12 protein-coding genes are annotated in these 17309 nt (G+C 59.7%); 7 read left to right on the forward strand and 5 right to left on the reverse strand.

All coding sequences use genetic code 11. The annotated features are described in order from the left end of the window. Window positions 1-193 precede the first annotated feature (193 nt). The 5 genes from ACYZT0_RS22510 to cobG all read right to left on the reverse strand — a co-directional run bounded on the left by ACYZT0_RS22510 (window position 194) and on the right by cobG (window position 12023). Window positions 194-7309, reverse strand: a complete 7116-nt coding sequence (locus ACYZT0_RS22510) for a TcdA/TcdB pore-forming domain-containing protein (protein WP_462043053.1) — start codon at window positions 7307-7309, stop codon at window positions 194-196. A gap of 353 nt (window positions 7310-7662) precedes the next feature. Then, entirely contained in the window at window positions 7663-9366 is a 1704-nt protein-coding gene (gene cobJ, locus ACYZT0_RS22515) for a precorrin-3B C(17)-methyltransferase (RefSeq protein ID WP_462043054.1), read from the reverse strand. Further along, window positions 9366-10097, reverse strand: a complete 732-nt coding sequence (locus tag ACYZT0_RS22520; protein WP_462046623.1) for a precorrin-2 C(20)-methyltransferase — start codon at window positions 10095-10097, stop codon at window positions 9366-9368. The genes cobJ and ACYZT0_RS22520 overlap by 1 nt, the downstream gene beginning before the upstream one ends. Beyond that, window positions 10097-10723 (reverse strand): precorrin-8X methylmutase, encoded by a 627-nt coding sequence (locus tag ACYZT0_RS22525; RefSeq protein ID WP_462043055.1) that lies wholly within the window; start codon window positions 10721-10723, stop codon window positions 10097-10099. Before ACYZT0_RS22525 ends, ACYZT0_RS22520 begins: the two co-directional genes overlap by 1 nt. Next, window positions 10716-12023 carry a precorrin-3B synthase gene (gene cobG / locus ACYZT0_RS22530; RefSeq protein ID WP_462043056.1) on the reverse strand — a complete coding sequence of 436 codons (1308 nt, stop codon included), beginning with the start codon at window positions 12021-12023 and terminating at the stop codon, window positions 10716-10718. The genes ACYZT0_RS22525 and cobG overlap by 8 nt, the downstream gene beginning before the upstream one ends. A 144-nt stretch (window positions 12024-12167) precedes the next feature. Here cobG and cbiE point away from each other — a divergent pair, with 144 nt between their 5' ends. The 7 genes from cbiE (at window position 12168) to ACYZT0_RS22565 (ending at window position 17228) form a co-directional block, all read left to right on the forward strand. Beyond that, window positions 12168-13379: a precorrin-6y C5,15-methyltransferase (decarboxylating) subunit CbiE gene (gene cbiE, locus ACYZT0_RS22535; RefSeq protein ID WP_462043057.1), complete on the forward strand. Its 1212-nt coding sequence runs from the start codon at window positions 12168-12170 to the stop codon at window positions 13377-13379. Continuing rightward, entirely contained in the window at window positions 13372-14469 is a 1098-nt protein-coding gene (locus ACYZT0_RS22540) for a cobalt-precorrin-5B (C(1))-methyltransferase (protein ID WP_462043058.1), read from the forward strand. Before cbiE ends, ACYZT0_RS22540 begins: the two co-directional genes overlap by 8 nt. Beyond that, a complete protein-coding gene (locus ACYZT0_RS22545; RefSeq protein ID WP_462043059.1) occupies window positions 14466-15194 on the forward strand; it encodes a cobalt-precorrin-6A reductase in 729 nt (242 codons plus the stop codon). Before ACYZT0_RS22540 ends, ACYZT0_RS22545 begins: the two co-directional genes overlap by 4 nt. 276 nt (window positions 15195-15470) lie before the next feature. After that, window positions 15471-15791, forward strand: coding sequence for a hypothetical protein (locus ACYZT0_RS22550; protein WP_462043060.1), 321 nt, complete (start codon window positions 15471-15473; stop codon window positions 15789-15791). Window positions 15792-15831: 40 nt separating this feature from the next. Beyond that, window positions 15832-16230 (forward strand): DUF2946 domain-containing protein, encoded by a 399-nt coding sequence (locus ACYZT0_RS22555; RefSeq protein WP_462043061.1) that lies wholly within the window; start codon window positions 15832-15834, stop codon window positions 16228-16230. A 48-nt stretch (window positions 16231-16278) separates the two neighbouring features. Next, window positions 16279-16758, forward strand: a complete 480-nt coding sequence (locus tag ACYZT0_RS22560; RefSeq protein ID WP_462043062.1) for a copper chaperone PCu(A)C — start codon at window positions 16279-16281, stop codon at window positions 16756-16758. A gap of 20 nt (window positions 16759-16778) precedes the next feature. Further along, the gene (locus ACYZT0_RS22565; protein ID WP_462043063.1) at window positions 16779-17228 is read left to right on the forward strand and encodes a DUF2946 domain-containing protein; all 450 of its coding nucleotides are present in this window, start codon (window positions 16779-16781) and stop codon (window positions 17226-17228) included. The last annotated feature ends 81 nt before the right edge of the window (window positions 17229-17309 follow it).

Raw genomic sequence — 17309 nt, forward strand, 5'->3', positions numbered from 1 at the left:
TATTGGGTCTATTAATTAATATGCCAACAAGCAGACACATAAAAACACCGCCGCCGGACGTGGAGCCCAGCGACCCTTTCACTCATGCCAAAGACACCACTAAAAACATGATTAATAAAACGCAAACTTAAAAGTTTGTTTTACTTGATAGTGCATCAATACGATAAAAAGACCCGCAGTCCGAAAGTGCCGGCTATTGAGGGGTTGCGGCTTTCTTGATCATTTCGCCCAACACGACATACCCCGCATCGCCCTGGGCGTCCTTCAACATCTCCAGCAATCGTTCAAGGCCAAACCTGTGGTCATGCCCCTGGAGCTTGATGCTGACCTCCAATGGCATCCTTGATTCTCCATCCTGCGGATCCGCATCACGCACTATCAGGCTATGAGCGTTGTCCGGATCGGTAACCACCAGATGCCCCTCAGCCACACAAAGCAACAAACGCTGGTTGTCGGCCATGTCCAAGGCCAGCGTACACACGGTCGCCGGTTGATCCTCCTGATGAGGCCGGTTATCGATGACAATGCAGTCCAGCCGCTGCCAGGTCTGCTCGGACACGCAATAGGTCTGCACCTGCGAACCGAAGGCCAGAATCAATTTGTCGACGCCATCCGGAATAAGGGGCAGCAGGTCAGTGACCTCAGCGGTCGTCTCAAGCACCAGTACCTCGCCCTCCCTGCTGGCATGACTGCCCGCCAACCAGATGCCATTTGTCGTACCGCGGTCGAAAATCAATCCGTCCACCGGGTCGAACAGCATCGGCACCGATTCGTTTCGGGTTCCAAGGAACACCGCCCACTGTCCATCGGCTCGCCCGGAGACATCGAACACACGGTTGAGCTCGGGTACAAAGTACTTGTAGCGATTCAGAGAACTTTCGACTTGCAGAACCGAGGCATGGGCATTACTCGACACCAGTGCTTTCAAACGCGCCTGCAACTGATCTGTCGTCTCGCCGCGAACGTAAGACCATTGATTTTCCACGCTCACGATCCGTGCAGGCCGGTTGTCCAGTAACTCCAGATTCACGCCTTCACGGGTTCGCCCCTGTAGCCCTTGCCCGTCGGTCAGCACCTCGGCAAACGACCAGCCTGACCAGACTTTTTGCGCGACTGGCAAGTGTTCGGGATGCAGCACGCGGGCGCCATTGGCAAAGGCCGGCCGAACGGCTTCGAACCGGATCAGCCTCTGGCGATAGATCTGCCCTGGTGCAACATCGAGCAGCCAGGCCGCTTGCCTGTCGGGAGTCAGTCCGAGCAACGCCAGCTCTTTGCCATGACCTATATCCGCCAGCAAAAGGTGCCCGCCGATGCACCACGCCGCGAGGAAGGCGCTGTCGGAACCGTTGCCCAAGCCAATGATCGGAATCGGCCCGTCCGAATGTTCTTTCACCCGCTCAGGTAACGCCGCGAGCCAGTCTGGACGCTGCTCGAGCCAGCTCCGGCCGACGCCGACAAACTTCAGTGCGCCGTCCATCTCGATCTCGAACATCCGGCCATCGGCCTTGGTGGCGATGTAGCGGCCGGCAGTGGATGAGACCTCTACAACATCGCTCTCGATAATTTCGTCACGGAAAGTAGAAGGCTCGTCCGGATCCCTGAACCCTCGGGAGAGAACGTTGCGTTCTTTGTCGTAGAAAAGCATGGCGCCATTATCGGCTTGATCCCACATCAGCATGATTCTCTGAGTGAGTCCTATTCCATCGCGAAAATACTGGTTGTCATGCAGACGAATCCAGACCGAATACTGAAACTCCTCCCACAGATACATACGCCCGCAAATGAATGGAGCGGATGTCCAGTTGGCAACCGATGCAGCCATACCGGTTGTCTCATCCGCAAAGGAATGAGGCTGACCGAAGGCGTCGATCGGATCCCTCCAGTCCTGCGCGTCGGTGCCAAAAAAGTGGTCGTGACGGAACGTTCCCCAACTGTTGATACCAACAAACGTCAGGGACTGATCGCAGATCAGGTACTCCAACGTATGGTCGTAGATACGTCTCCTCTTCATTTTCTGCACCACGCGCAGTTTCCCGTCAGCGGTCTGCTCGCAACCGATGATTGTCGAACCGCTTGGCGGGTTCATCAGGCGATAGCGATGGTTGACCGTTCCGGTGGTCGCATCGACACGCCAGAGAGTCGGATGGTCAGGATGATAGAACCAGGCGTGTTGACCACTGGCGCCACCCAGAAGGATCCCGTCGTTGACGGCAGCCGGAAGATTGCGTGCGTAGAGCACCCGATCCTGCGCCACATCGTAGTATCCGGTGGTGTACACCGGTGTGGAGCGGTCGTTGAACGGGATTTCGTAGTTGTGCAACGGCATATACGCAGAGGCCAGCCGCTTCTCGTGCGCCCGCGCGCGAATCCGGGCCAGGGTCGCCGTCAGTGCAGCCTCATTCGTCACAACGTCCCTTGCATCTTTATCAGTGCTCCGAGCGCTCGTTCCGGTGTCCAGTGTGACGGACACCAACACCCAGTGTTTAAGGTCTTGATCGAGCCGCAATAGCTCCCCGTGCGCAAGTTCGAGGAAAACTTCGGAGCCCGCGAAACCCTCGATCCCGATGCCGTCGACGGTCAGGACAGAATGCTCCAACGTCACCTGTTCCTCACTGACCCAGGGTGCACGAATCATCCAGCTGACCGACTCGCCGAAAGTGCTGTTCCTCAAGGCAACCGCCACGATCCCGGGAGTCAGGCAGAGCTGATAGAGGCCAGAGTGAGCGCTGATTACGTAGGAAATGCATTTTTTCCATTCCCTCGGCAACTCGGGCACCAGCAATTGCCGGACATGGGTGTCCAGCGTCACGACAATCTTCGTCGGTTTGTAGACCGGGTTGAGCTTATAGAGGATGTGCGGGATCGGGGTATTGGCAAAGAAGTAAAAACGGCGCTCGCCCTCCTCGTCGTATTCCAGTTTGCTCACCGTGCTATTGCGCAGGCTTGGGTACCAGGTGACAGGAAAAGGGGCTGACGCCTCGACGTCGGACTCGCCTTCCTTTGGTACATAAACGAACCCTGCCGACCCCAGTTGGTACTCATAACCGTAGTAACAAATCGGCGTACACGGCAATACCACTGTCCGGATCGGTGGAACCCCGGGATCCAGCACGACGAAATCTGGCAGCTCCAACGCTTGGCGGATGTCGATGGCCCGGTGCAACTGCCTGGGATTCGTGTCGGGCTGCGGCAGTTCCAGACCTCCGCGTACCATTGGGTAAAATTTCTGGCTGTCGAACCCGATGCGTTTTTTCGGCATGTCCAGATGAGTGATGACCGCCTCCGGTTCGAAGCGCAACACTCCGTCCTTGCGCGTGTAAGCGGCGACCCCGTAAGCATCCTGGATCTTGCGTAAATGCTCGCCCACGGCCTTGGCCTTGTCGCTGATCTGCCCCAGGTTACTGGCGATGGCCGTCACACCGATGCCCACGCCCAGCAAAGGCACCGACAGGATGGCCGCTGCCGCGCCGACGGTTCCGCCCACGGCCAGTGCAACGACATCCAGCCCCAGCGCCGCCACATCGAACACCAATTGCGTGGCCAGCCGCGAACGTTGCTCCTGGTTGTTCGCCACCGCCAGGCCATAGAGGTCGAAGCCAATGTTGACCACGGAAAATCCGATTCCTGCCCCCGTGGACGCACGACCCAACAGTCGCCCTGACAGAGACGACTGGCGTATCGCCAGGGCCTGCTCACTGGCCGCGACCTGACGAACAAGGCTGATTATCTGCACTGAATCGCTCACCACGCCATAGCCCAGCTGGGCATAACTCACATACACCTGAACCTGGAGGGCGACGGACAATGCCGGTATTTGCCCTTCCCCGGCCTGATACTCACGGTTGCGCATTTCGGTGATCAAGGTCTGGATGGCGAAGGCAAAACTCAAGCGGCTGCCACCATCGGCTTCCACCGGGCCGGTGTTGTTGCCTGCCAGTGTCTTCACCAGACGTTGAATGTGTTTTTTGACTTTGATAAACCTCGAGTCGGCTGTCGTGACGTTGATGGTTTCGTGTGGATTGCGGGCATTTGCCAACGTCAGCGTATAACCTGCCTCCGGACTGCCCTGAACCGTCTCCAGCAATGGCAAAAATTCACGCCCCAGTTCATGTTCGCTGCGCAAACGGCTGCTCGCCTCGTCGAATTCACGTGCCCAGTAACGTCCGTCCAATTGCGCCAGGCTGGCACCCATCCGGGCGTTTTCCGACAACGAGCGCGTGCGCTGAACAGCCTGTCGTTCCCATGCTGTGGCGGTGTGACCGGACGCAACCGGTCCGTCATTCAGCAAGCTGCCTACTTGCACTTTTGATGGCAGAATCCTGTCGGCAATGGCCGCAGGGTTCAGTTCGATGACGTTGAATGACGGGGTGGCAGACAGGCCGTACAACCTGGCCAACTCGGCGTTGCCATGACTCAGGTAGCGCTGAATGCCCTCCTTCAGCGACTGCACCTGGTCAAACCCATATACGGCGAAATTGGGATCAAAGAAACGATAGGTACTGCTGTCGCCGACGACGACTTTCGCCAGGAGCAGCGCATGATTGCCGGTATCGAGCAGCAGCACGCTCGTGGTGGTTTTTGCTTCCAGCGTCTGCAGGATCTTTTCCAGGCTGTTGGTTCCCAGCGGCGTTCCGGCGTCGGTCATGGCAACTCCGGGCAACTCATCCAGAGCCTGCATCAACACCCGGGAATCGGCGTCATCCGGCATCAGACTGGCACTGGCCACCCGGCCGACCAGCGTTCGCTCGGCGCTCGCGCCCCCGCTCAGCGCCACAGCCATGAGCAACACCAGTGGGTAGCACCGGCGGCTCGGGTCGCCCAGTGTGCGCGCCAGCAAATCCTGAGGTAACTGCCGCGCAGAGATGGCGCCGGCCTGGAGAAACTGTCCACGAACCTGCGCAGCTCGCTTGAGAATGTGTGTGTGATATTCCCGTTGCGCGGTGCCGTTGACTTGCGCGACACGCCGCCCCCACTGGTTCAAGCTCAGGGGTTCGATCAACGCGAGCACCTTCAGCTCCCGCGCCGTTTGCAGGCCGGGGACGCCACCCTGCGCAAGGCCTGCTTCGAATGCCGCAGCCTTGTGTTGGTGCAGGGTTTTTTCGATCATCGCGTAACGGGCAAACACACCGCCATCGGCAGTTTCCCGGGCCAGCCTGAGTGCGTCTTGCCAAGCGTTGGCAAAACCCGTGGCATCGAGGCTTCGGGCGCCGAACAGACCACCCAGCACAACGCGCTGCAGCGGGCTCAATTGTTCGATAGGAAGCGAACCGTGTTCGAGACGGGCGAACAACTCGTTGAGGTTTGCGGCTTGCTCTGCACCGAGGGACGGCGGGAGTTCGCTGACGGGTTGGGCGAGGATCTGCTGGCGCTGGTCGAAGCTGAGGCTCAACGGTTTGTTGAGCACCATCTCGCCGCTAATCTTGTTTCGCATCGCCTGGATCAACGGCTCGCCCAGTTCATCCATCAACTGTTGCAGTACAGCCGTCATCAACACCGGCCGGCCTTCTATGACGGGCCAGCCTTTTTCGAGAGTAAGGGTTTGACCTTTAAGCAACTCATTCACATTGCCCTTGAAATGTGGATGGTAGGCGCCTTCCTTGATCCTTTTTATTTCAAGTTCGAACCATGCGGGTTCCGTCTTGGCATTGTCTTTCCAGCTGTGGTGGGTTTCCTCTTCGGTTGCCAGGTTAAAACCGTCAAACAGATTGACCTTGTCACTGACTAGTTGGCGCGCACCCGCAACGCCATGGTCAATGACGAAATCACTCAATCCGCTCGACACCGCACTTGGCCCGCTCATGGCAATGGCCGACTGGGCGCCGAACTTGATGCCATCGGCATCGTAGCCAGCGACCGCTCGTAAAAAGCTGTTGAGTGTATGCAGCTCTCCCTCCCAGCCTGATATCGGACCGTGCTGCTTCTCCCACTCACCAATAATCAGATCGGTAAATGCCTGGTGATCCTGAAGCGATAGGTAAGCTGTCTGTGCTTGCTCCAGCACACGGTCTCTGAACGCGTAGTTCTTGCGGATCTTTTCCATGACCCCGGCAATCGCTGCAGAGCCTGCGTGGCCGCTCAACATTGCATTGGAAAGACCGTTGAAGGGGACGATTGAATTTGCCGCCAGATCAGGACTGTTTTTGTTACCAACACGCAGCCCACCTTCAGAGACCATGACGTCACCGAACGGTGCAAAAACATCTCGCACTGAAGATACGTTTTTAGCGAAGTCTACTAGCACCCCTCTGTGCTGCTCAGGTATCTGGTGACGTAGATCTGCATAGGGCGAGCCGCGGTTCGGAAGGATGTGCGGATTATGATCAAGCAAGACCTGCATAACGCCGATGCGCTCCTCGGCATCGAAACCGGTGAGATCCACGCCACCGATTTTTTTATGCAAGGACGGCAGCAGATCCGCATCAAGGTAGGTACCGCTTTCGAGATTCACAACCTGCAAACGCGTGATATCCGATGCCGCTGCCAAATTGGCGCGAAAGGAGATTTCGCGCTCATAAATATCGAACAACGGTTGATCGGATAACCGCGTGCGGATGTCGCGAAGCAAAATTCCGTGGCGCTCTACAGCTTCCAGGGACTGCACATTGCGTGACTTGAGTGCCTTGAGCACCTCTTCATCCTGGCCATAGGCGCTCACCAAAAGATCGATTCGCGCCTGGTCGGCACTTCCTCCCGCGCCAGTGACCTGTTGGATATGTTCGAACATCTGCTGACGCAGTACGCGCGCCCGTTCGATATAACGATCAGCCAGCGCAGCGGGGGTATTTGCCTTGCCTTCAGGGACAGACATGGCCCCGAGGGCCTTGGCCGATTCGACGATGACTCGATTGGTTTCATGGGCCAGCAGCGCGTCACTGTCGTACCAGAGATTAAGGCTGTACCCATCAGGTCCCGCCATCTGCTTCCAGACATTGATGTAATCACCCTGGATTGCACCTATACCTCCTCCCACCCAGACAAAGTGCAGTTTTTTGGGTACGGCTTTGGCAGTACTCAACAACTCCACGGTGGTGGTCAAGCGAGTATGGTAATCCGCCAGAGTTGCTCGAAGTTGTTGCAATTGGACCTTCGAGGCATTCGGTGGAATTGTTTCGATAACTTCCTTGAGCAAACTGACCGCCGTCAGCTGTTCGGACAGACTGGATGCCGTGACAGCACCTTCGTAGTAACGCAGCGCCTTGCCTTGATATTCCGCATTTAACTGGCGCGTTAGGACGAACTCTAACTTGGTTCTATCAACAGATTTAGAAAAATCCTGACCGACCAGCCCCCCTGCCTGTGCACTTTTCAATTGAATATCCTTTTCATTGAGCAAACTTGTTATTCAAAAAATAACGTCAACTTGCACAACCCATCAACTCGCAAGGAATTCAATTAATGTCAGAACCCGGGAGACACCTATATCAACCCATTACACTACAACCCCATAAACAAGACTTAACCCAACGGCATCAGGGTGCGAGCGCTTTATGTTTCGCGCATTACAGCGCATGCCTTTGTATGTCCAATTATAAGAATTGAAACTTACGGAAAGAACAAACCCACAACAACAGTAGGAAACTGCTGCCAAACGGGTGAATCAGAGAGATTCAAGAATCGACGGAAAACGATCCAGTGCGGCGGCCCTAAAAGGGCCGCTCGATTTCAGGAGGCGGGTTTAACGCCATACCAGCGCGGGGTGTACACCCAGCTTCCACCCTCGGCGCGAGGGAACACGCAGGTGGTGGAAGAGCCGATCAGCACCATGGTGCGCATGTCCACCTGTTCCGGTGTGAGCGCCCCGAGTGTGGTGACCCGCAGCGTCTGGCCCGGCCGACCGATGTCACGTCCCAGAACCACTGGAGTTTCAGGCGTTCGGTGCTGTGCGACGATCTCCAGAGCACGGCCCAGTTGCCACGGTCGCGAGCGGGAAATCGGGTTGTAGAAGGCCAGCGCCAGGTCGGCTTCGGCGGCCAGATCCAGGCGCTTCTCGATGATCGACCAGGGTTTGAGGTTGTCCGACAGCGACATCACGCAGAAATCGTGGCCCAGCGGCGCACCGGCCTGGGCGGCGGTGGCGAGCGAGGCGGATACGCCCGGCAGGATTTCCAGATCGACGTTGTGCCAGGCCGGCTCGCTGGACTCGTGCAACGCTTCGAGCACCGCCGCCGCCATCGCGAATACGCCCGGGTCGCCGGACGAGACCACGATCACCGAACGGCCCTGCGCCGCCAGTTCGAAGGCGTGACGGGCGCGCTGCATTTCTTCGCGGTTGTCGGTGCAATGCAGCACTTGATCTTCGCGGAACGGGCCGGCCATGCGCACGTAGGTTTCGTAGCCGAGCACGTCGGTGGCCCGTGCCAGTTCGGCTTTCACCGCTGGCACCATCAGTTCGGCAGCGCCCGGTCCGAGGCCGATCACCGCCAGACGTCCGCGCGGACGGCCAATTTGCGATACGTCCAAGGGGCGTTCGGTCACGGCGATGGCAATGTTGTGGGCCGTTGCGATGATCGCGGCATGCGGCAATGCGCAGCGCGCCAAGTCACCGATATCACTCGCCGCCGCGACAAAACGCAACGGCACGCCGAGTTCAATGGCCGCTTCATGCAAGCTCGCAGAGGCCATCTCAGTGTCAGCCGCCACCAGACAGGCCAACGCTGGCAGTGCGACATTCGCCTGCCGTAATGCCGCACGAACGGTGCTCGGCAGATCCGCCACTTCGGCACTCACCACCAACGCCACGCTACGCGGGTAGATCAGCAACTCATGGGTGCTCGCCTCGCGCGCGTCGCTGCCGACATGGATCGAGCGCTGCGCCTGCGGATCTTCCGGCAACTGCGCCTGATCCAACCACGGCGCGGCGCCTTCGATGCGCACGCTGTGTCCGGCGAGCAGATCGGAAACGAAACGCTTGCCCGACTCCAGATCGCCCAGCGCGTAACCGCTGGGCGGATTGAGCAGGCAGGTGCCGAAACGCAATTCGCCGCTGGTGGTGATCGCGGCGGCTACCTCAAGACCGGCAGCAATCTCTCGCGCCATGACGTTCACCCCGCCTAAGCCACCGAGCAGCGGCACCACCGCGCTGCCGTCCTCAGCCACGGCCAGCACTGGCGGCTCGGCGCCTTTTTCCAGCAGTAACGGCGCCAGGGTACGGATCACGATCCCGGCCGCGCACAGCGCGATAATCGGCGTGTCCTGTTGATAAAGCTCACGCAGGGTCGCGCCGAACTCGTGATAAACACGGTCCGCGCCTTCGACCCGTTCGGCCAACCCATGGATCAGCGCGCCGGGGTAAAGCTGCGCAATCTTGCGCGCGGTCGCGAGGCTGCCATTGCCCAGAATGACAATCGCCGGAACTGGACGGGACATCAGCCTTGCCACCTTTCGCCGGGCACAATGATCAGCGAGAAATAGGGCGAGGACATCGGCTCGACCTGCTCCAGCGGGACAATTTTCTGGTTGGCCATGGTCGCGCGTTCAACGTACAGCGCACGCTCCGCCAGCCCGAGTTCTTCGAGCACCTGACGGACCTTGGGAAAGTTGCGCCCCAGTTTCATGATCACGGCGGCATCGGCATCGGCCAGACGACGCTTGAGATCGTCGGCGGGCAATACACCCGACAGGACCGACAAACTCTGATTGCGATACACCAGCGGCGCGCCCAGCACCGAAGCACCGCCGAGCATCGAGCAGACACCCGGCACGACTTCGGCTTCATAGCGCTCAGACAGACGATCGTGCAGGTACATGTAGGAGCCGTAGAAGAACGGATCGCCTTCGCAGATCACCGCCACGTCACGGCCAGCGTCCAGGTGCGCGGCCAGTTGTTCGCCGGCCGCATCGTAGAAATCGCTGATCACTTGTTCATACGACAGTGGCGCCGGCAACGCCTCGGTGGTCACCGGATACACCAGCGGCAGCAGCGTTTGCGCATCCTGCAAATGCGCCTCGATGATGCCGAAGGCGTTGCCTTTTTTGCCCTTGGCGACGAAGTACGCTACCACCGGCGATTCGCGCAGCAGGCGCAGGGCTTTGACGGTAATCAGTTCCGGATCACCGGGGCCGACGCCAAGGCCGATCAAACGTCCAGGTTGCTGCATCATTCGATCTCCGTAGCGAGGGCATTGACGGCAGCGGCGGCCATGGCGCTGCCGCCCAGCCGGCCTTGCATGATGACGAAAGGCACGCCGCGACTGTCCGCCGCGAGCATTGCCTTAGATTCAGCGGCGCCGACGAAGCCCACCGGGAAGCCGAGAATCAGCGCCGGTTTCGGTGCGCCGGCGTCGAGCATTTCCAACAGATAAAACAGTGCGGTCGGCGCGTTGCCGATCACCACCACGCTGCCTTCCAGGTACGGGCGCCATAGCTCCAGCGCAGCAGCGGAACGGGTGTTGCCCAACTCACGAGCCAGGTCAGGAACGCTTTCATCGCGCAGGGTGCAAATCACTGGGTTGTTGGCTGGCAAACGCGCACGGGTCACACCTTCGCTGACCATCCGCGCGTCGCACAGAATCGGTGCGCCGGCGGCCAGCGCATCACGCCCGGCCTTGCCCGCACCTTCGGAAAATTGCAGCCCGTCGATGGCGTCGACCATGCCGCAAGCATGGATCACACGGACCGCGAGTTTTTCCAGGTCGGCCGGAATACGGTCGAGGTTGGCCTCGGCACGAATGATCGCGAAGGAGTTGCGATAGATCTCTTGACCGTCGCGGATGTAATCAAGCATCAAGGGGGCTCCGTGAGCGGGCGTCGAGCAAGGCTGCGACCGCTTCAATAGTAAGGTTGCGTGCATGCAGCGCGCCGAAACCTGGCTGCGCGGCGTCGCGAAAATAGAGGTCGTAGTGACCGGGAGAAACCGCCAGCAAAGTGACCGGAGCACTGTGCGCGGCGGCGCAGGAACGCTGGCAGCCGGACAGGTGCACGTTCAGTGTCTGTCCGTGACGTTGCAGCAGCGCCGCCAGTTGTCGGGCATCGCCCTTGGTGTCGGCCAGGCCTTTGCCGCAACCCGTCGAGCCGGTGCAGGCGATCAGGTGCGCCAAGGCATCGTCGGCCGAGCAACGCAGGCCGAGCTGTTCAAGACTGTGGATAACTTCGCGAGCATCGTCGACATGAACACCGGGTAACAACAGGTTTTGCCAGGGTGTGAAACGCAGGCTGCCGTCACCCTGGTCACGTGCCAGGTGTGCGACGCCTCTGAGCATCGCGGGATTGAGGCGACCCAGCGGCGGCACCGCGCCGATATACACATGCTCGGCCTCACGCTGTGGATGAGCACCGATGTGCAAGACACTCGGACATACTTTGCGCTGCCAACCCTTGATGGGCATCAACGGCACACGTTCGGACAGACGAGCGAGAAACCCGTCGAGCGAGGAATCAGCGAACAAATGCCGCATGCGCGTCTGGTCGGGACGCGCCAGCTCAAGAAACAACTCAAGCACCGCGACCACCAGCGCGTGGCCCTGCTCCAGTGACACCGCACCCACAGGCGAGTCCACGGGACACCCCGCCAGACCGAATGCAAAAACCAGCTCGCCCTCGCGTTCAGTGGCGCACAGCCACACATCATGAGGATGTTCGAGCATCGCCAAACCTTCGCCACCATCGAGTTGCACGGCGAACTTGGCGCTGAGGTCGTGGAAGCGTTCATGGCTTTGCAGCGTAACGAGGATCTGTTCAGCCAGCGGACGCGTGTCGAACAGCATCTGCGGATCAATTCCCGCACTCGGGCTGAGCATCAGATTGCGCACATCGTCGCCAGCGGCGGTGCTTGGGCCCAACCCGGCAGCCATCAGGCCATCGATCAAAGCACCCTGTTCACTGCCAATCCCGCGAATTTGCAGGTTGGCGCGGTTGGTCGCCTCGATCACGCCGCCGGCAAAGCGTTCAGCTGCATGGGCCACCGCCTCGGCCTGAACCGCACTGATCGAACCGCCATTTAACTTGATCCGGCAGATACCGCCGTCCAGCGCCTGGACGATACGCAGCAACCCCGGACAGGCCGAGGGGCGAAAGGCAGTAGACATCGGGCGTTTGTTCAAGGGGGCGACCGGCAGTGTGGGAAAGGCACTTCGCGGGTGAAGGCGCGGTATTATGCCTGCTTTGTTCGACGGCATGAAAAGCCTGCCCGTCGGAACAGTCCGTTTGAGGACTTTTTTTGAGGACTGCAGATGTCTCCCTGGCTGACAGTAGTGGGAATTGGTGAAGACGGCTTCAAGGGCCTGGGCAAAACCGCCCGGCACGCTCTGCTGCGCGCTTCGCGGATCATTGGCGGTCAGCGGCAACTGGATTTGCTGCCGGCGTGCATCCGTGGCGAGCGGCAGTTGTGGCCCAGCCCTTTCTCCCTTGAACCGGTATTGGCGCTGCGCGGCGAACCGGTCTGCGTGCTGGCCAGCGGCGATCCGATGTTCTTTGGTGTGGGCGCCAGTCTCGCCCGGCAGGTATCCGGCGATGAAATGCAGGTACTGCCGGCGCCCTCCTCTTGTTCTCTGGCGGCGGCGCGAATGGGCTGGGCATTGCAGGATGTGGTCACGCTTTCGGTGGTTGCGCGGCCCATCGCCGCCCTCAATGCGCAGTTGTTCAGCGGAGTTCGCCTGCTGGTGTTGAGCAACGACGGCAAGAGCCCGGCCGCTATCGCGACGCTGCTGCGTGAACGCGGTTTCGGGGCGAGTCGACTTACTGTGCTCGAACATCTGGGCGGTGCAGCCGAACGACGCATCGAGGGTGTCGCCACTGACTGGAGCGATCCTCTGATCGCCGACCTGAACCTGATCGCCATCGAGTGCATCGCTGAACCCAACACGCAGCGCCTCTCCCGACTGGCCGGTCTGCCGGACTCAGCCTTCAAGCACGACGGCCAGCTGACCAAACGCGACGTGCGCGCCATCACGCTCGCGCGTCTCGCCCCCATCCCCGGCGAAGTGCTGTGGGACGTCGGCGCCGGCAGCGGCTCGATCGGCATTGAATGGATGCGCGCCCATCCAAATTGCCGGGCGCTGGCCATCGAAGCCGATGAAGGGCGGCAGTTGTTGATCGAACACAACCGCGATGCCCTCGGCGTCCCCGGCCTGCAATTGATTCGCGGCAGTGCGCCGCAGGCCTTGGCTGGGCTCGAGCGTCCAGACGCGATTTTCATCGGTGGCGGCGTCACCCGCGAGGGCGTGCTCGACACGTGCTGGGCCGAACTAAAACCCGGCGGCCGACTGATCGCCAACGCCGTCACGTTGCAAAGTGAAATGACCTTGATGGCCTGGCGTGAGCAGCACGGCGGCGAGCTGACGCGCATTCATATCGCTCAGGCGCAACCGTTGGGGGACTTTGATACGTGGCGCCAGGCGTTGCCGATTACCTTGCTGGAAGTGACGAAGCCTTTAGATGCGTGACGAAACCGCCGAACAACCCGCACCGCTACGCAGTGGCCTGACCACCGGCAGCTGCGCCACCGCCACCAGCCTTGCGGCGGCTCGTCTGTTGCTCAGTGGCGTGGAAGCGGACGCCGTCGAGATCATTCTGCCCAAAGGCAAACGGGTGCAAATGCGCCTGGAATTCTGTCGATTGAAGGACGACGGTGCCGAAGCCGGAACGATCAAGGACGCGGGCGACGACCCGGACGTGACTCACGGTGCCCTGCTCTACTCCCACGTGCACCTGAATGCCCGACCGGGTATTCGCTTCAATGCCGGTCACGGCGTCGGCACGGTGACCCGACCGGGGCTGGTGCTGGGTGTCGGCGAGCCCGCGATCAACCCGGTACCACGCAAGATGATCACCGATCACTTGACCCTGCTCGCGGAAGAACTCGGCTACAGCGGTGGCTTTGAGGTTACCGTCAACGTCGAGGACGGCGAAGCCCTGGCGCTGAAAACCATGAACCCGCGACTGGGAATTCTTGGCGGGCTGTCGATCCTCGGCACCAGCGGCATCGTCCGGCCGTTTTCCTGCGCGGCCTATATCGCCTCGATCCACCAAGGCATCGACGTCGCCAAAACCAACGGTTACCTGCACATCGCCGCGTGCACCGGCAATGCCAGCGAAGACACCATGCGCCGGGTCTACGACTTGCCGGAAATCGCCCTGATTGAAATGGGCGACTTCGTCGGCGCCGTGCTCAAACATCTGCGCAAAGTACCGGTGGATAAACTCAGCCTGTGCGGCGGCTTCGGCAAGATCAGCAAACTGGCGGCCGGGCACATGGATTTGCACAGTCGGCATTCGAGCATCGACCTGCCGCAACTGGCCGAGTGGGCGGCGGCGGTCGGGGCGGATGAAGCGTTGCAATCAGGGATTCGCGAGGCCAACACCAGCCAGCAAGCGTTGGCGATGGCCAGCGCTGCGGGTATCGCCCTGGGCGATGCGGTGTGTCAGCACGCCCTGGACTTTGCTCGCAGCGTGGTGCCGGCGCAAGTTCAGGTCGAAGTGTTTGCCATCGATCGCCAAGGCGGGATTGTCGGCCATGCGGGAGCTTTTCAATGAAGCGCATATTGCTGCTTGGCGGCGTGACAGAAGCCTTGGCCATCGCTCGTACCCTGGGGCCGGAACACATTTATAGCCTGGCCGGTGTCGGTCGCGTACCGACGGATTTGACCTGTCAGGTTCGCGTTGGCGGCTACGGCGGTGCCCAAGGTCTGGCGCAGTTCATCCGCGATGAAGGGATCGACCTGCTGCTGGACGCAACCCACCCCTACGCCGCACACATCAGCCAGAACGCCGCCACCGCCGCGCAATTGAGCGGCATTACGTGCTGGGCGTTACGGCGTCCTGCCTGGCAGCCACAGGCCGGCGATGACTGGCGGGATGTCAGCGATTGGGCCGAACTGATCGAAGCACTGAAACCCTTTCGCCGACCGCTGTTCACCCTCGGCCGCGAACCGTTGCAGCACTTGCGTGAAATCCCGCCAGAGCAATTCTGGACCTTGCGTGCACTGGACGTTTACCCGGGCAATGAGCGTTGCGAAGTCATCGGCGCGCGTGGGCCGTTTGTGATTGAGGATGAGCGAGCGCTGTTTGAACGTCGGCAGATTGATGTACTGATCAGCAAGAACAGCGGTAGCACCGCGACCGAGCCGAAATTGGAAGTGGCACGGGAACGTGGGGTGCCGGTGATTGTTTTGCAGCGGCCGGTGTTGCCGGGGGTTGATCGGGAGTTTGGGTCGGTGACAGACGTGTTGGCCGCCCTAACAACAGAATCCACCACATAACCTGTAACAGCTGGCGAAGCCTGCGTCCGGCTGCGCAGCAGTCGTAAATCCTGTATCCACGATTAACCTGAAAGACCGAGGCGTTTGATTTACGACCGCTTCGTCCGAACGCGGCCCGAGCCGAACGCAGCCTTCGGCAGCTGCTACAAAAAAAGAGCAACGCCCTACGTATCTATCGGACCTCACCCACAACATCATCCAAAACGGCTGACTAGTCCGGTCATAACACCGCCCCTATATTTCCGAGTCCCACGAATGCAGCGCTCGGAGCACCGAATGACTGAAAAATTCTCTCGTTTCGATATTGCGGAGTTTCTCTGCACACCTGCCGATATGTGGAACTACCTCAAGGCCAGTGAAGAGGAAGATTCGGGAGATGGAGATTTCATTCGTTTGGCTTTCAGAGACGTCAAACACATCCTCCGCGCACGGATCCAAAGTGACCCACAATTTGCTCAGGCATTCCGAATCGAAGTCACTACACTCTTCCATGAAGGCGAGACGGAGCTAGCACACAGTCTTATCGCCCTGTTGCACAAGGCGCTGCGACACCACACCGCACGCCGCTTTTTTACTTATCGGCCCCGATCAGGCTAAATGGCCACGCCTGATCGCCCACCCAACCGGATTTTGTCCCATGTCCCGACAACGGCTCGCATTTGCCTGGATCGCCTGCTTCGCAGTGCTGTTCAACATGCTCGCCATGCCGATGTCCGGAGCGATGGCGCAGACGGCGAAATCACCCGCCGAACAGTTATTGTGGGGCAGTTTCTGTTCGTCCAGCGGCACGAAGATGGTGGCAATCTCCCTGGGCGATATCGAGCAGAAAGCCCCGCAGAACGACGATCATTCCAACATGCAGCATTGCGGGTGCTGTTCAGGTTCCGCGCCGTTGGTGGCGTTGCCCGGGCATATGCCGCAGCTATATTTCGCGCATTTCGATGCCAATCGAAGCCTGCCTCACGCCTCTCTTGATACACCGACACCGCGCCAGCAATGGCCAAGTCTCAATCCCCGTGCTTCCCCTCTGGTGTGATTCCTTCTCGCAATTGACCTGCGTTTTGAATCGTTCTGGAGAACTGCCATGTTGAACAAACTCATCGTTCTGGCCGCGTTGCTGTTGCCTGCCTGCTTTGCCAATGCCCACGAGTACAAGGTCGGGGAGCTGGAAATCGCTCACCCGTGGTCACAAGAGTTGCCGCCCAACGCGCCAACCGTAGCGGCCTATTTTGTCATTCAGAACACAGGCAAAACCTCTGACCGCCTGCTCAGCGTCGACTCGCCGATTGCAGGCATTGCTCAACTGCATGAGCACGTCATGCAAAACGACCTGATGAAAATGCAACAGGTGCTGAGCGTCGAAATCCCTGCCGGTGGCAACGTCACTTTTGCGCCTATGGCCTACCACGTGATGCTGCTGGAGCTGAAAGATCGCAGCCTGCTGAGCGACGGCAAGCGTTTCCCGCTGACGATGCATTTCGAAAAATCCGGTGACGTGACGATCGAAGTTGCTGTGCAAAGGAAGCCGCCGGAAGACATGCAGATGCACGCCCACGCCCAGTAATCGACTGAGCAAAAACGCCCATGCGCCCGCTTAGCGCCAGGTCATCCGCACACCGCCGTCAGCCATTGAGCCTGACCCGCGGCAGCTGGATCAGCCTGTTCGCCATGTTGATGATCTTTATCGGCCCGCTGATTTCTCAGTCGATGCCGATGGATCAACGCGCCTCGTCGATGTCGATGAGCATGTCGATGGACATGAGCATGGACATGTCGGCGATGGAGCACGCCGGCCACGGCGCACAACCCGCCGCCGAGCACTGTCCGCCCAAAGCCTCGCACCACGCGCTCTGGGAAAAATGCGGCTATTGCAGCCTGCTGTTCAATTGCCCGGCGCTGACCGGTGGCCAGTCCTTCATCGCATACGACACGCCAAAAGCCACCACTTTCACCACCCCGTCCCCCCGACTGGGCCACGCCCGACAAACCTTCTTCCCCGGCGCCCGCACTCGCGCCCCACCCATCGACGCGTAAACACCCACATCCGCTCTCACACGGTTTAGAAGACAGCCCCAGGCTGTCGGCCGTGTCGTTTACGACTGTTCGATGGAAATT

It is taken from the genome of Pseudomonas sp. ZS1P83, from assembly GCF_054897825.1.

What these genes read in the sequence shown, in the direction of transcription:
- ACYZT0_RS22545 (WP_462043059.1), top strand. Translation starts at nt 14,466, where the DNA reads ATGAAGCGCATATTGCTGCTTGGCGGCGTGACAGAAGCCTTGGCCATC.
- ACYZT0_RS22520 (WP_462046623.1), bottom strand. Translation starts at nt 10,097, where the DNA reads ATGCAGCAACCTGGACGTTTGATCGGCCTTGGCGTCGGCCCCGGTGAT.
- cbiE (WP_462043057.1), top strand. Translation starts at nt 12,168, where the DNA reads ATGTCTCCCTGGCTGACAGTAGTGGGAATTGGTGAAGACGGCTTCAAG.
- ACYZT0_RS22555 (WP_462043061.1), top strand. Translation starts at nt 15,832, where the DNA reads ATGTCCCGACAACGGCTCGCATTTGCCTGGATCGCCTGCTTCGCAGTG.
- ACYZT0_RS22525 (WP_462043055.1), bottom strand. Translation starts at nt 10,723, where the DNA reads ATGCTTGATTACATCCGCGACGGTCAAGAGATCTATCGCAACTCCTTC.
- ACYZT0_RS22550 (WP_462043060.1), top strand. Translation starts at nt 15,471, where the DNA reads ATGACTGAAAAATTCTCTCGTTTCGATATTGCGGAGTTTCTCTGCACA.
- cobJ (WP_462043054.1), bottom strand. Translation starts at nt 9,366, where the DNA reads ATGTCCCGTCCAGTTCCGGCGATTGTCATTCTGGGCAATGGCAGCCTC.
- ACYZT0_RS22565 (WP_462043063.1), top strand. Translation starts at nt 16,779, where the DNA reads ATGCGCCCGCTTAGCGCCAGGTCATCCGCACACCGCCGTCAGCCATTG.
- ACYZT0_RS22540 (WP_462043058.1), top strand. Translation starts at nt 13,372, where the DNA reads ATGCGTGACGAAACCGCCGAACAACCCGCACCGCTACGCAGTGGCCTG.
- ACYZT0_RS22560 (WP_462043062.1), top strand. Translation starts at nt 16,279, where the DNA reads ATGTTGAACAAACTCATCGTTCTGGCCGCGTTGCTGTTGCCTGCCTGC.
- cobG (WP_462043056.1), bottom strand. Translation starts at nt 12,023, where the DNA reads ATGTCTACTGCCTTTCGCCCCTCGGCCTGTCCGGGGTTGCTGCGTATC.